Here is a 14300-nt window from a genome sequence, read left to right on the forward strand (position 1 = left end):
TTCCCCGAATGCAGTGACCAAACGACTCATGTGTCGACATTGCCACAACTACTTGTACCGCGCATGGGGGGTCGGCCAGCAAGTTCCTGCTGTTCACCGCCTTCACCGGACGCGCACGGCCGTACCGTGGACGGCGCGACCGTACGGCCGCTTTGCAGCCGTGCGACTGCGGACTCGCGAAGTGCCGGTCCACGTTCGGCCCGTCGTGCGCGGCACTGCCGGATGACTGGCTCCCCGACCGCTTTGTCCGCATCGGAACGAAGCATTCTCATGAGCCGGTCACGGACCGCCGCGGTGGTCCGCTCGGGCGATTCCCACCGGCAACCGGTCCATGCCCCGCTCCGGACGGCCCGCTGCCAGAACCCCCGACGTGTGCGACCCCGGCACAACTTGCGACAGCGGCGCGAATCGGCGGCCTGTACGAGCGCGCCCCCGTCGATGTGACTATGCGCGGTGTACGGTGACGCCGCCGACGAGGCCCCAGGCGTCGATCCGGACGGTCGGGCCGCCCGGCTCGCTCGGCCCGTCGTCCTTCACGCCGCCCAGGCGCAGCCCGCGTACCTCCACCCGGACCTCGGGGCGGACCTTGAGGCTGACTCCGCCGATCAGGCTCAGCTTGGTGATGCGAAGTTCGGCGCCGTCGGGGATGTCGATGTCCGTGAGGTCGACGTCGGCGCCGCCGATGAGGGATGCGGTGATGGTCCGCTCATGGAGCGTGGCTCCGTCCAGGCGGTGACCGCCGAGGAGGCTGACCTTGACATCGGTCTTCTGCGGGTTGTCCCCGTCGCTCTTTGGCATGCGAAGAACCGTACAGGCGACGGCACTTGGGCCCACAGTGTCCGCCGTCCCCTGCTGCGCATGACAAGTGTCACGACCGATCTTGCCAACTCGTGGTCAAGGCTTTGTTCAGATGCAGCAGTCCGTCGCGCCCCTGCTCACCGAGGGCGAGCAGGTCGAACTCACCTCTCTGGCCAAGGTCGGCTCCGTCTCTGCGAAGCGTCGGGTCATGACCACCGCGCTGGTCGGCGTCCTGACCGCGGGGACGGTCATCGCCACGGTGCAGCCGCGTCCCATGTACTGGGCGCCCACCGGCCGGCGTCCGCTGTTCTTCGACGCGAAGACCTCCACGGGCCGGCCCGGCAAGCTGCTCGTCGCCCTGCCGCGCGAGCTGATCTCCGCCGCCCCGGCGGGCAGGGCACTGCTCGGCCTGGGAGTGCGGACGGTACTCACCGTCGAGGGGCAGGAGCAGGGCCTGAAGCTCACCTTCCCGCCCGCCTGCAAGGCCGCCGGCCGGGACCTCGCCTCGCGCCTCGCCGCCGCGTCCTGAGCCGCCGTCCGCAACAGCCATGTCCCGACGGCTTGTGTCCGGAAGGTTGACACCGCATCGAGGGTCGCTGAACATGTGAGGCTGTGGGAGCGCTCCCATGTGGGGTGCGCTCCCGCGTCCCGGCTCCCCCCACCGCACACGCACGCCTGCTCCGCGCACCCCTCCGTCGTCCCCCACGTCCAGGTCGTGCGGCACCGCCCGCCCGGGCGGTCAGGGCCCTCGCCGCGCGGCCGCAGGGAAGGTGATCATGCGCACGACTTCGAGAGCCGCGCTCGCGGCCGTGGTCCTGCTGACGGCCGGAGCCGGCCCGGCGGCCGTGCCCGCCGTGGCCACCGCTTCTCCCGTCGCGGCGCCGCGAGCCGCTGCGGCCGCCGACGGCCCCGCGCTCGGCATCGACGCCACCACCGGCCGCCGCGCCATCGATCCGCACATCTACGGCATGAACTTCGCCGACGAGTCCCTGGCCGCCGAGCTGCGGCTGCCGGTCCGCCGGTGGGGCGGCAACGCCACGACCCGCTACAACTACAAGCTCGACGCCTACAACGCGGGCGCCGACTGGTACTTCGAGAACCTGTACTACGACAACGACACCTCGAAGCTGCCGGACGGCTCGGAGGCCGACAAGTTCGTCGAGCAGAACCGCCGCACCGGCACCGACACCGTCATGACCGTGCCGATGTCCGGCTGGACGACCGCGGCCCGCAACAGCGCCTGCGGCTTCGGCATCGCCAAGTACGGGGCCCAGCAGGGCAGCGACGCCCAGTGGCGGCCCGACTGCGGCAACGGTGTGAAGACCGACGGCACGAAGGTGACCGGCAACGACCCGGCCGACACCAGCACCGCCATCGGCGCCGACTTCACCAAGGGCTGGGTGCAGTACCTGGACAGGACCTACGGCACCGCGAACGGCGGCGGGGTGCGGTTCTACAACCTCGACAACGAACCCGACCTGTGGTGGAGCACCCATCGGGACGTGCACCCGGCCGGACCCGGCTATGACGAGATCCGCGACACGACGTACGCCACCGCGGCCGCCATCAAGGACGCCGATCCGGCCGCGCAGACCCTGGGCCCCGTCGGCTGGGGCTTCAACTCCCTGGTCTACTCGGGCCTCGACCAGAAGAACTGCAGCGAGCAGGGCGGCGACTGCTGGTCCAACCCGCCGGACCGGGCCGCCCACGGCGGCGTCCAGTTCGCCCCCTGGTACCTGCAGCAGATGAAGGCGTACGAGCAGGCCCACGGCCGCCGCATCCTCGACTACTTCGACGAGCACATCTACCCGCAGCAGTCAGGGGTGTTCGGCGGCAGCGACGACGCCGCGACCCAGGCGCTGCGGCTGCGCTCCACCCGGCAGCTGTGGGACCCGACCTACGTGGACGAGAGCTGGATCAACCAGGCCGTCCAGTTCATCCCGCGGATGCGCTCCCTCGTCGACGCCGACTACCCCGGCACCAAGCTCGCCATCACCGAGTACAACTGGGGCGCGCTGGACAAGATCGACGGTGGGCTCGCCCAGGCCGACGTGCTCGGTATCTTCGGGCGGGAGGGCCTGGACCTGGCCACCCTTTGGGACCCGCCCAAGTCCACCGACCCCGGGGCCTTCGCCTTCCGGATGTACCGGAACTACGACGGCAACGGCAGCTCCTTCGGTGACACCTCGGTGCACGCGGCCAGCGCCGACCAGGACAAGCTCGCCGTGTACGCGGCGGAACGCAGCTCCGACCACGCGCTGACGATGATCGTCGTGAACAAGACCACCGGCGACCTCACCGCGCCGGTGTCGGTGACCGGCCGTACCGCACCGGCCTCGGCCGCACAGGTCTACCGCTACGGTCAGGACGACACCACCGCGATCAAGCACCTGGCCGACCAGCCGGTGTCCGGCGGCGCCTTCACCGCCACCTTCCCCGCGTACTCCATCACCGAGTACGTGCTGCCCGCCGGGTCCTCCACGGCCACTGGGCCCTCCGCCCCCGGCACCCCGACCGCCACCTCCGTCGGCTCGGACCGGGCGACGCTGAACTGGACGGCCTCCACCGCCGGTTCCTCCCCGGTGGCGAGCTACCAGGTGTACTCCGGCGACCCGGCCACCACCGCGCCGGTCGCCACGGTCGACGCACCGGCCACGTCGGCCACCGTCACCGGCCTGTCACCGTCCACCGCCTACACCTTCCGGGTCGTGGCCAGGGACACCGCCGGCCGCAGTTCCCCGCCGTCGCCCGCGCTGCGGGTGACCACGGCTGCCGCCCCGGCCACCGCCTGCACGGTCGACTACAAGGTGATCAACGACTGGGGCACCGGCTTCACCGCCACCGTCACGGTCACCAACAAAGGCACCGCCCTCAACGGCTGGCAGCTCGGCTTCACGTTCCCCGGCAACCAGAAGGTCACCCAGGGCTGGAACGGCACCTGGAGCCAGAGCGGCACCGCGGTGACCGTCAAGGACGCCGGCTGGAACGCCGCCCTGGGAACCGGTGCCTCCGTCGGCGTCGGCTTCAACGGCGCCTACACGGGGACCAACGCCGTACCCAAGGACTTCACCCTGAACGGCAAGTCCTGCACCGCCCCCGGCACCGCGGCGGCGGCACGCGTCGCGGCGGCGGTCGGACACGCGCCCGGCAGGCACGCCGTGCGGTGACCCGCGCCCCCGGGCGGAGCCGTGAGGGTGAGGTGTGGTCCTTCGGCGCCGCCGAGCAGGATCCGCAGCCGGTATCCGGGGTGACCTTGGGGCAGCGTCAGACGCCGGTCCGGTGTGTCGACCAGTTGTGGCTGATCTTGATGCACCAGGGTTGGACGGGTCGTCGAGCACGGCACCACCGACCAGGTGCTCACCGCCCCTGAACACCCCTGCACACGCGACCCGTCGGCGGCCGTGCCCCGCGAGGGCCGGCAGCCGACACGTCGACCGGCGACTCTTGGCTGAACCCGATATTCGCTTGCACAGCAATGTCACTGCGGGGCACCGTCGTCCGACCCCTCACGAAGGCAGCGAAGATGTCCACGCAGACCCACCATGTCGACCACGAACTCATCCAGGCCGCCGCAGACGTCGCGCGCACTCGATGCCGGGGCGACAACCACACCATGGCAGCCGCGGCCCGCGCCCGGGACGGCCGGATCGTCACCGCGGTGAACGCCTACCACTTCACCGGAGGCCCCTGCGCCGAGCTGGTCCTCATCGGCACGGCGGCCGCCCAGGGCGCCTACGAGCTGGACACGATCGTCGCCGTGGGCGACCGCGACCGAGGGGTGGTGCCCCCGTGCGGCCGGTGCCGTCAGGCCCTCCTCGACTACTTTCCCGCCCTCGAGGTCATCGTCGGTCAGGGCGAGCGCATCCGAACCGTCCGCATCACCGACCTGCTGCCCGAAAGCTACGTCTGGGCCGACCACCAGCTCGACGCCGGGTAGACCGAAGGTCAGGGCAGCACGACGATCCTGCGTCCCTGGCCTGCCGCGAACTGCCCCAGTGCCTGCGGGTATTCCGTCAGCGGCAACCGGTGGCTGATGAACACCTGCGGATCGAGCACCCCGGTCGCGAACAGTTCCACCGCCGCTACGGCGTGAAGCGGCTGTGCACCATCCTGGGCATCGCCCGCTCCCGCTTCTACTACTGGCGCCGGACGGCCGCGGACCGGGCCGCCCGGCAGGCGGCCGATGCCCGCCTCACCGCCCGGATACGGGCAGTGCACCGCGAGTCGGACGGCACCTATGGCGTCCCCAGGATCACCGCCGAACTCCGCGACGACGGCGAGCGAGTCAACCACAAGCGGATCGCGCGGGTGATGCGGAGCATCACCCTGGCAGGCGTGCGGCTGCGTCGCAGGCAGACCCGACTACGGTCTCGGCAACGGTAGGAGGACACCCAGTCGATCGTGGGGCCGTTCTCCGCGCCGAAGAGGCGGTACACGGCGTTGAGGGTGCCGTTCAGCAGGCCGTAGTCGGGGTTGTAGAGGGCGTGCTTCCACAGCAGCGCCGCGGTAACCGGCATGACGAGGAACGGCGCTATGAGCATCGTCCGTGCCAGACCGCGGCCGACGATCCGGCGGTCGAGCAGCATCGCGAGACCGAGGCCGAGGATCACGCTGATGTGGCGCTGGTCGCGGAGACGGACGACGGTGGCACGTCTGTGGGCGATGCACCTCCGGGATGAACCCCAGGGCCACACCTGTCACCAGCAGAAGAATCGGTGGGGCGATGTTGACGCCTTGTCCAAGGGCGTTACCCGCCAGTACGGCCACGCCCAGGACAACGACGAGTTCGAGACCGTGCAAGGTGCTTCTCCTGCACCAGGGGGTGGTGGGATCCCAAGCGGTGAGGATCAGTACCTGCGCCGTGGAACGCTGGTGGGCCTCGGCGATCCGGACCAGCGGCGGGCGGGCGACGAGGACGCCCAGCCTCGCATGCGAACCAAGTGCTGTGAGGGGTAAGAAGTGCTACAAGCTGGCCGGTGCCCTGCGTGAGCAGCGGCTGCCGGCGCGGCTCCGTGCGGACGAAGGGGGAGTGGTCGTGCCGCCCCGCTACGACCGCGGGGACTGGAAGGAGGGAGACGGGGTTTTCCACGCGCAGGCCATCGCCGCGTACACCCGCAAGCTCGCCGACCGCATCGAAACACACGTGCGGGCCGGAGACTTCCCGGTGTCACGCCGAGGGCCGCGCCGAACGACAGCACCACCGTGGGCATCCGCACCCGCGATTCCGTGGACCGCGCTTCTGGCCCGCTCGACGGTGCGCATCGCGGCCGTGCTGCTGGGATCGTCCTTGAGCTCCCCGAGCATGAAGGCCTCGCCATCCTTGATCATCGGCGTCGAGACGGCGGCGACTCCCGGAACGCCGGACAGCGCGGCCTTCACCCGCTCTGCCGAGGCGCTCCTGGCCACCACGTAGACCGGGTCACCCGACCCGGCCGGGAAGTGCCTGGACTGGGTCTCCTCGCCGACGGACGACTGCGGCCTGTCGGTGAACTGGTCCTTGCCGGACAGCCCGTCGGCCTTGAGCCCGAACGCCCCGATCGCCATGGCGCCGAGGATGAGCGCGGTGCCGATCCACACGATCCGCGGCCGGACGGAGACGGCGGTGCCGACCCGGGTCCAGATGCCTTCCCCGGCCGCCCCGGCCGATCCGTACGACGGCTTCAGTGTGGGGGGCGACGGCGGCGAGCAGGCGGGCGACCTTCTCCCGGCCGTGGAGCGGCCGCAGACCTCCCGCGGCCTTGCCTCCGCCGTCACCCCACAGGGTCACCTCCGGCGCCAGGATCTGCAGGAGGGCTTCCAGGTCACCGCCGAGCGCGGCGGCCAGAAACCGTTCGGTCACCCGCTGCCGGACCTGCGGGTCGGGTTCGTACCGGGGGCGTCGGGCGTGGACGTGCTCGCGGGCGCTGAGGACGTGCTGCAGGAGACATGGCTGTCGTGGACGTCCAGGAGCCAGGCGCCGAACGCGGAGCGGATCGACAGCCCGCGCGCCTATCTGGTGCGGATCGCGGTGAACCGGGCCCTCTCCCACCAGGCCGCCCTCAGCCGCCGCCGTGAGGCCTACATCGGGCCATGGCTGCCTGAACCGCTCGTCAGCCCCCTCACGGACACTCCCGCCCCCGCCGACGCCGCTGATGCGGCGGTGCGCTCCGAATCGGTGTCGATGGCGCTGCTGGTGGTCCTGGAAACCCTCACTCCGCTGGAACGCGCGGTTTTCGTCCTGCACGAGGTGTTCGGCTATGCCCACACCGAGACCGCGAAGATCCTCGGCCGCAGTCCTTCGGCGATACGCCAGCTCGCCCATCCGTGTCGGCAACGCTGCCGAGCATGTTGTAGACGATGGAGAACAGCAGCTCCCGGTGGTCGTGGAACACCTGTTCGCCAACAGGTCTGGCGGAGTGTCGGACATCGCAGGGCCTCTCGTCGCGGTTGCGTTCCGAACTCAGAGGCGGCCAGACGCCCGGAGTGTGACATCCACTCCTGAAATGTGGTCTACATCTCACCAATGGCCTGCGATGTCATCACGGCAGCGTGGGGCGAGGTCAGCCGGGCTGTGCCGACAGATGGATCAGGATGCCGCACACCTCTTCCACGATCTCCCGGGCCTCCGTCTCGTCCCCGCAGTCGCCCAGCTCGCGCGCCGCCCCTCCGATGACGGTGGTCAGTACGCTCACCCGGACCCGGCCGGCGCGTTGCCGCTCGTCCACCTCCAGCAGCCGGGCGTTGCGCCGTACCCACGCGCGGTCCCACTGGCGGCGCAGCGCGTCGAAGCCGGCCGGCCCGTCGTCCTCCGCGAGGAGCCTGGCGAGCCTCCGGTTGTCCCAGGCGCCCCCCAGATACGCCCTGGCCCCCGCCACGAAGAGGGCGACGGGGTCGTCCACGCCACGGTTGCGTTCGGCGGTCACCGTCGCCGCTGTCCGGCGTTCCTGCTCCTCCCGGAACTCCTCCCACAACGCGAGGTAAAGCCCGCGCTTTCCGCCGTAGTGCTGGAAGAGACTGCCCACCGGGACGCCGGAGCGCGCCGCGACCTCGGTGAGACCGGCGTCGGTGTAACCGCGCTCGGTGAACACCTCCAGGGCGGCGTCCAGCAGCGCACGCCGGACCGTACGCCCCTGCCCGGTATGCCCCTCCGGCACGATCTGGCTCACTGGCGATCCTCGCCTTCCCCGGCGCCGTCGCGGATGGCGAGGGCGACCAGTAGTTCCAGGAGGTCGGCGATCCGGCGCGGATTGCGTCCGGTGCGTTCCTCGATCCGGCGCAACCGGTAGTGCGCCGTGTTGTGGTGCACCCTCAACCGGTCGGCGGCCAGCCGCAGGTTGAGGTCCGCCTCCGCGAAGGCCCGTATGGTGGCCGCCAGCGTGTCGCCACGTCTGCGGTCCTCCTCCAGCAGCGCCCGCACCCGGGGATCGACCAGCTGGCGGGCGAGGTCGTCGGCGCGCAGCGCCAGGTAGTCGAACGGGGACAGCCGCGGCAGCGCCGCCACCCCGCCGCCGCCCGGCACCAGGTCGAGGGCGGCCCGCGCCTCCTCGTACGCGCGCGGCAGCTCTGACGCGCCGCGGGCGATCGTGCTGATGCCCATACAGAGCAGGGTGCCCTTCCGCGCGAGCCGTTCCTGCACGGCCTCGAAGTGGGCGCACACGTCGTCCGCGTCCATTCCGGCCCGCAGCACGGGCACGGCCACCACCTCGCCGTGGCGTACGACGACCAGGGTCCGGCCGGCCCAGGGCCCGGCGACGCTGATCGACGCGCTGGTGGCATACCCGTGCTCGGCCGAGGTGTGGTCGCCCGTGCGCGTGTCGCCGACGCAGACCGCCACGACCGCCATCATCGGCGAGCGCGGTCCGATCCCGTACGCCTGTGCCGCGGCGAACAGCGGACCGTGCGCCGGTGCCACGCCTGCCAGCAGCTGATCGAGGAGATCCCGGCGCTCCCGGTCCGCGTCCGCCACCACATGCTGCTGGTACTCGACGTACGCCTGCGCGGCATGGGTGCTGGCGTAGTCGACGTACCGCATCAACGGGGTGACGAGGGACAGCGCGGCCTGCTGGGCCTCGGCGGATGTGCCCGCGCAGTCCAGCAGCGCGTCCCACAACACCTGCCGGCCGACCCGGAAGGCACTGATCCAGTCCTCCAGGGCGAACCCCGCGCGTGCTCGGCGCATGGCTGCCGCCCGGCTGAAGACCAGGTCTTCGGCGGCGATGTCGCGGTCGCCCGCGAGCGCCGCCAACTGCATCCGGTAGTGCTCGAGCACCTGTTCCCGCACCTCTTCGAAGAACCGCTCGTCCTGTAGCGCGTACGACGGGATCTCCGCGCGCATCACCTCGACGGCGGCCTCCGCCACCTCCTCGACCCGGTCGTGGACGGCGTGCAGGATCCGCCGCCGCTCCCGGCGGAGCGGTTCGGAGAGCTGGGGGGTGCCCAGGGCGGGACCGCGAGGCATGGCGCCGATCGTCGCCGTCCGCCTCGTGCTCCGTCAACAGGCCCGGGGTGAGACATCTCCCGGCACCTGTGCGCGGCGCACAGTCCGGCGACCGGGAAGTTGGGTGCTCACACCCAATGTGCCGCTCGAACGCCCCCACCTACTGTGACGCTCGCCCACCCCCCAGCACGTCGGAAGGGGCGTCACTCATGCTCGCGGTCGACGGTATCACCGTGCGCTTCGGCGGGATCACGGCACTGGACGGTGTCGCGTTCACCGTCGAGCCGGGCACCGCCGTAGGGCTCATCGGTCCGAACGGAGCCGGCAAGACCACCTTGTTCAACTGCCTCACCAGGCGCTGCACTCCCGATGGGGGAGAGGTGCGGTTCGAGGACGAGGACCTGCTGGCCCTCCCCCCGCACGCCGTGGCCAGGCGCGGCATCGCCCGCACCTTCCAGAACCTGGGCCTGTTCCCGCGGCTCACGGTCCGGGAGAACGTCATGGTCGGCGCCCACAGCCGGGGGCGCACCGGACACCTCGCCGCGGCGCTCCGGCTGCCCCGCGTCCGGCGGGAGGAGAGGGAACTGCGTGACCAGGCGGACGACTTGCTCCAGCGGCTCGGCCTGGCGGACGTCGCCGACCACCCCGCCTCCGGGCTGCCGTTCGGCACGCTCAAACGCGTCGAACTCGCCCGGGCGCTCGCGGTACGGCCCCGGCTGCTGTTGCTCGACGAACCCGTCAACGGGCTCAGCCACGGCGAGGTCGGCGAATTCGCGGATCTGGTCAGGTCGGTGCGCCGGGACTTCGAGCTCACCCTCGTGGTGGTCGAACACCACATGGGGTTCGTGATGGGCCTGTGCGACAAGGTCGTGTGCCTCGACTTCGGCCGCAAGATCGCGGAGGGCTCGCCGGAGGAGATCCAGCGCGACCCGGCGGTCGTCGAGGCGTACCTGGGGGTGGCCGCATGAGCGAGCCCGCCACCGACCGCGCCGAGGCCACGGCGAGCGCGGAGCCGGACTTCCTGAAGGTCTCCGGCCTGCACGCCGGATACGGCCAGGCCCGCGTGCTCCAGGGCCTCGACTTCTCCGTCGCCCGGGGCGAGGTGTGCGCGATCCTCGGACCCAACGGTGCCGGCAAGACCACCACACTACGGGCACTGTGCGGCATGGTCCGCGGCCGCGGCTCGGTCACCCTGAACGGTACGGAACTGCTGGACCGCTCACCCGAGCAGGCCGCCAGGCTCGGTGTGGCGCACGTACCCGAAGGCCGGGGCACCTTCAACGACCTGACCGTCGAGGAGAACCTGCGCATCGGTGCCCACCCGCGTACCGGTCTTCGGCGGCGGCGTGCCGAGCGGGCGGCCGTGGCGGCCGACCTGGAACGGGTCTACGGCTACTTCCCCAGACTGCGTCAGCGGTCGCGTCAGGCCGCCGGCAGCCTCAGCGGCGGGGAGCAGCAGATGCTCGCCATCGGCAGGGCGCTGATGCTGCGGCCCTCGCTGCTGCTCCTGGACGAGCCGTCCCTGGGGCTCGCGCCACTGGTCACCCGTGAGCTGTTCGAGATCGTCCGTGCCGTCAACGAGGAGGAACACACCACCGTGGTCGTCGTCGAGCAGAACGCCCAGCTCGCGCTGGACATCGCGCACCGGGCCCACGTACTGGAGGCCGGCCGTCTGGTGCTGTCCGGACCGGCCGCGCGGATCCGCGAGGACGGACAGGTCGCCGAGGTGTACCTCGGTGTCTCCGTCCGCTCCGGAAAGGCCGGGTGAGCGCCGTGACCGATCTCCTCCAGCAAGTGGTGGAAGGACTGGGCTCCGGCGCCGTGTACGCCAGCCTGGCCCTGGCCCTCGTGCTGATCCACCGGTTCACCGGGATCGTCAACTTCGCGCAGGGCGAGCTGGCCATGCTCTCCACGTACGTCGCCTGGCAGCTGGTGGCGTCCGGAGTGCCGTTCTGGCTGGCGCTGCCGGTCACCCTCGCGGTGTCCTTCGCCGGCGGGATGCTGGTCGAGCGGATCGTCATCCGCCCGGTGCGGGGCGCGCCCGAGCTGACGGTCGTCATCGTCACGGTCGGCCTGTTCATCTTCGTCAACGCGCTCGCCGGCCTGATCTGGTCGTTCACCGTGAAGGACTTCCCGCAGCCGTTCCCCGACGGCGGGCTCGACCTGGCCGGGGTCCGCGTGGACTGGTCGACGCTCGGGATCATCGGCGTGGTGGCCGTCGTGATGGGCCTGCTGTACCTGCTGTTCCAGCACACCTCCATCGGCCTGGTGATGCGGGCGGTCGCCTGCAATCCGGCCTCCGCCCGGCTGTCGGGCATCCGCGTGGGCCGGGTCCTGATGCTCGGCTGGGGGCTGGCCGCCACGGTCGGCGCGGTGTCGGGCGTGCTCGTCGCCCCGGTGCTGTTCCTGGAGCCCAACATGATGGGCGGGGTGCTGATCTACGCGTTCGCCGCGGCCACCCTCGGGGGCTTCGACAGCCCGGTCGGCGCGGTCGTCGGCGGCCTGTTCGTGGGTGTCGCCGAGACGCTGACCGGGGCGTACGTGGACGTGATCGGTGCCGACCTGAAGGTGGGCGTCCCCATGGTGATCATTCTGGCGGTGCTGCTGGTGCGGCCCCAGGGCCTGTTCGGACGGGCGGCGGTGGAGCGCGCATGAGCACGATCACCGCACCACTCGGCACGGACCGCGCCCGGCGCCTGCGGGCCGCGCTCACCGTACTGTTCGCGGCGGCAGCCGCCGTCGGCGCACCGTTCTACTTCGCCCCCTTCCAGGTCTTCCAGCTGACCATGGTGCTCCTCTACGCCGTCGCGCTGGCCGGCCTGAACCTGCTGGTCGGCTTCGGCGGGCAGATCTCGCTCGGGCACGGCGCGTTCTTCGCGGCGGGGTCCTACACGGCGGCGGTCATGCTCGACCGGTACGACACCGGCCACCTGGCCACGCTGCCGGTCGCGGCAGCCGGATGCTTCCTGCTGGGCCTGGGTTTCGGAGTGCCCGCGCTGCGGCTGCGCGGACTGTACCTGGCCCTGGTCACCCTCTCGTTCGCGGTGTTCCTGCCGCCCCTGCTCAAGCGGCTCGAACCGGTGACGGGCGGCTCCATGGGCCTGACCGTGGACAAGCTGCGGCCGCCCGCGTGGAGCGGGCTGGCCGAGGACCAGTGGATGTACTTCGTCGTCCTCACCGTCACCGCGGCGGCCCTGCTGCTGGCCCGCAACCTGCTGCGGTCCCGGGTCGGCCGGGCACTGCTCGCCGTGCGGGACAACGAGAGCGCCGCCGAGGTCATGGGCGTGCGGCTGTCGCTGCACAAGACCCTCGCCTTCGCGTGGAGCGCGCTGTTCGCGGGTGTCGCCGGATGCCTGTACACGTGGGTGATCGGCTTCGTCTCGCCCGACTCCTTCAGCTTCGTACTGTCCATCACCCTGCTGGCCGGCCTGGTGGTCGGAGGGCTCGGCTCGCTGTACGGCCCGCTGCTGGGCGCGGCGTTCGTGATGTACGTGCCGAGCGTCTCCCAGGACGTCAGCGAGGCCGCACCGGGAGTGGTGTTCGGCCTGCTGATCATCACGGTGATGTTCGTGGCCCCCACGGGACTGGCCGGTCTGCCGGGCCGTGTCCTGGGCGCCGTCGCCTCACGCCTGCCCCGCACCACCGCGGCCCCCGACCGGACACCGGAGGCCGGCTCCGCACCTGACGCGGAGCCGACGTCCCGGACCGGATCTGAAACACCCTCGACGCCCCCCACCCCTGCGGACCCCGCAGTTGCCGACGCCGAACCCGTGGGCGCACCGCCCCGCACGGAAAAGGAATGAATCACATGCGCAAGACGACCGCACTGCGGGCGGCCGCGGCCGTGACCGCCGCCCTGCTCACCGCGACCGCCTGCAACAGCCGGCGCGGGCAGGACACCCAGGACACCACCGCCGGTGGCGCGTGCAAGGGCCAGCAGACCACCGGCATCACCGACAGCACCATCAAGCTCGGCGGGATCTACCCGCTGTCGGGGCCCGCATCCGCGTACGGCACGATCAGCAAGGGCGTGGCCGCCTACTTCGAGTACGTCAACGACAACGGCGGCATAGACGGCCGCAAGGTGCGGTTCATCGTCCGCGACGACGGCTACCAGCCGCCCAAGGCGGTCGAGGAGGCCCGCAGACTCGTCGAGCAGGAGAAGGTCTTCGCCGTGTTCCAGACCCTGGGCACTCCCTCCACGGCGGCCGTGTGGGACTACCTCAACCAGCAGAAGGTGCCCCAGCCCTTCGTGGCCACGGGTGCCTCCGTCTGGGGCACGGACGACAAGCACCCCTGGACCATCGGGTGGCAGCCGAACTACGTGGCCGAGGCCCGGGTGTACGCCAAGTACCTGAAGGACGCGAAGCCGAAGGCCAAAGTGGCGGTCCTCTATCAGAACGACGACTTCGGCAAGGACCTGCTGGGCGGGTTCAAGCAGGCCGTCGCCGGCAGCGGCGTCAAGGTGGTCGCCGAGGAGAGCTACGAGGTCACCGACCCGTCCGTGTCGGCACAGATGGCGAGCCTCGCCCGCTCCAAGGCGGACGTGCTGCTGGACGTCACCACCCCCAAGTTCGGCAGCCAGGCCCTCGCCGCCGATGCCAAGAACACCAGGTGGAACCCGCTGCACATCGTGAACAACGTGGCCTCGTCCGCCGCCGTGCTCCAGCCCGTCGGGTTCAAGAACGTGCAGGGTGTGGTCTCGGCGACCTACTTCAAGGACCCCGCCGACCCGCAGTGGGCGAAGGACCCCGAGATGAAGACCTACACGAAGGCCCTGCACAAGTACGCCCCGGACGCCGACCCGGCCAACCAGTTCAACGCCTATGGCTGGGCCGTCGCCTCCAGCCTGCACAAGGCCCTGGACGCGATGAAGTGCCCGACCAGGGAAGGGCTGCGGGACGCGGTGCGCAACCTGAAGGACGTGAAGGTGGGCCTGCTGCTGCCCGGTGTCACCATGTCCACGGGCCACGGCGACGCCTTCCCGCTCGAGACGATGCAGCTGATGCGGTTCAAGGGTGAGCGCTGGCAGCTGTTCGGCAAGCCGGTGGACACCCGCAGGGAGTTCGGCCCGCTGACGCACTGA

Annotated in this window: 12 protein-coding genes and 4 pseudogenes; 11 read left to right on the plus strand and 5 right to left on the minus strand. The window is 71.0% G+C overall.

Annotation, left to right across the window (positions count from 1 at the left end; translation table 11 throughout):
- Window positions 1–444 precede the first annotated feature (444 nt).
- A complete protein-coding gene (locus ACH45E_RS05710; protein ID WP_361444444.1) occupies window positions 445–798 on the minus strand; it encodes a hypothetical protein in 354 nt (117 codons plus the stop codon).
- Between the two features lie 112 nt (window positions 799–910).
- On the opposite strand from ACH45E_RS05710, the gene ACH45E_RS05715 reads away from it, so the two are divergent.
- The 3 genes from ACH45E_RS05715 (at window position 911) to ACH45E_RS05725 (ending at window position 4735) form a co-directional block, all read left to right on the plus strand.
- The gene (locus ACH45E_RS05715; protein ID WP_361444441.1) at window positions 911–1327 is read left to right on the plus strand and encodes a hypothetical protein; all 417 of its coding nucleotides are present in this window, start codon (window positions 911–913) and stop codon (window positions 1325–1327) included.
- A 247-nt stretch (window positions 1328–1574) separates the two neighbouring features.
- Window positions 1575–3965, plus strand: a complete 2391-nt coding sequence (locus ACH45E_RS05720; RefSeq protein WP_361444438.1) for a glycoside hydrolase family 44 protein — start codon at window positions 1575–1577, stop codon at window positions 3963–3965.
- A 356-nt stretch (window positions 3966–4321) separates the two neighbouring features.
- Complete coding sequence (locus tag ACH45E_RS05725) at window positions 4322–4735, plus strand: cytidine deaminase (protein ID WP_361444435.1); 414 nt, start codon at window positions 4322–4324, stop codon at window positions 4733–4735.
- Window positions 4736–4743: 8 nt separating this feature from the next.
- Here ACH45E_RS05725 and ACH45E_RS05730 read toward each other — a convergent pair.
- Window positions 4744–4878 (minus strand): annotated as a pseudogene (locus tag ACH45E_RS05730) (alcohol dehydrogenase); the annotation flags it as partial.
- A gap of 9 nt (window positions 4879–4887) precedes the next feature.
- Between ACH45E_RS05730 and ACH45E_RS05735 the strand changes: the two are divergent.
- The gene (locus ACH45E_RS05735; RefSeq protein WP_399040214.1) at window positions 4888–5181 is read left to right on the plus strand and encodes an IS3 family transposase; all 294 of its coding nucleotides are present in this window, start codon (window positions 4888–4890) and stop codon (window positions 5179–5181) included.
- On the opposite strand, the pseudogene ACH45E_RS05740 reads toward ACH45E_RS05735, so the two are convergent.
- Window positions 5181–5414, minus strand: a pseudogene (locus ACH45E_RS05740) (sugar ABC transporter permease); the annotation flags it as partial. The gene ACH45E_RS05735 and the pseudogene ACH45E_RS05740 sit on opposite strands and share 1 nt — an antisense overlap.
- 344 nt (window positions 5415–5758) lie before the next feature.
- Here ACH45E_RS05740 and ACH45E_RS05745 point away from each other — a divergent pair.
- Both ACH45E_RS05745 and ACH45E_RS05750 read left to right on the plus strand, forming a co-directional pair.
- A pseudogene (locus tag ACH45E_RS05745) lies at window positions 5759–5965 on the plus strand (arginase family protein); the annotation flags it as partial.
- A 726-nt stretch (window positions 5966–6691) separates the two neighbouring features.
- Window positions 6692–7123, plus strand: a pseudogene (locus tag ACH45E_RS05750) (sigma-70 family RNA polymerase sigma factor); the annotation flags it as partial.
- Window positions 7124–7337: 214 nt separating this feature from the next.
- Here ACH45E_RS05750 and ACH45E_RS05755 read toward each other — a convergent pair.
- Both ACH45E_RS05755 and ACH45E_RS05760 read right to left on the minus strand, forming a co-directional pair.
- A complete protein-coding gene (locus ACH45E_RS05755) occupies window positions 7338–7943 on the minus strand; it encodes a TetR/AcrR family transcriptional regulator (RefSeq protein WP_361444432.1) in 606 nt (201 codons plus the stop codon).
- Entirely contained in the window at window positions 7940–9235 is a 1296-nt protein-coding gene (locus ACH45E_RS05760) for a helix-turn-helix domain-containing protein (RefSeq protein WP_361444429.1), read from the minus strand. The genes ACH45E_RS05755 and ACH45E_RS05760 overlap by 4 nt, the downstream gene beginning before the upstream one ends.
- A gap of 188 nt (window positions 9236–9423) precedes the next feature.
- Between ACH45E_RS05760 and ACH45E_RS05765 the strand changes: the two genes are divergently transcribed.
- The 5 genes from ACH45E_RS05765 to ACH45E_RS05785 are packed head-to-tail and all read left to right on the plus strand — an operon-like array spanning window position 9424 to window position 14300.
- Entirely contained in the window at window positions 9424–10182 is a 759-nt protein-coding gene (locus ACH45E_RS05765; RefSeq protein ID WP_361444426.1) for an ABC transporter ATP-binding protein, read from the plus strand.
- Window positions 10179–10982 (plus strand): ABC transporter ATP-binding protein, encoded by an 804-nt coding sequence (locus tag ACH45E_RS05770; RefSeq protein ID WP_361444423.1) that lies wholly within the window; start codon window positions 10179–10181, stop codon window positions 10980–10982. The genes ACH45E_RS05765 and ACH45E_RS05770 overlap by 4 nt, the downstream gene beginning before the upstream one ends.
- A 5-nt stretch (window positions 10983–10987) precedes the next feature.
- The gene (locus ACH45E_RS05775; protein WP_361444420.1) at window positions 10988–11869 is read left to right on the plus strand and encodes a branched-chain amino acid ABC transporter permease; all 882 of its coding nucleotides are present in this window, start codon (window positions 10988–10990) and stop codon (window positions 11867–11869) included.
- Window positions 11866–13017 carry a branched-chain amino acid ABC transporter permease gene (locus ACH45E_RS05780; protein ID WP_361444417.1) on the plus strand — a complete coding sequence of 384 codons (1152 nt, stop codon included), beginning with the start codon at window positions 11866–11868 and terminating at the stop codon, window positions 13015–13017. Before ACH45E_RS05775 ends, ACH45E_RS05780 begins: the two co-directional genes overlap by 4 nt.
- A gap of 5 nt (window positions 13018–13022) precedes the next feature.
- Window positions 13023–14300: an ABC transporter substrate-binding protein gene (locus ACH45E_RS05785; RefSeq protein ID WP_361444414.1), complete on the plus strand. Its 1278-nt coding sequence runs from the start codon at window positions 13023–13025 to the stop codon at window positions 14298–14300.

The organism is Streptomyces sp. NPDC020299 (assembly GCF_044387825.1).
Classification (GTDB): domain Bacteria; phylum Actinomycetota; class Actinomycetes; order Streptomycetales; family Streptomycetaceae; genus Streptomyces.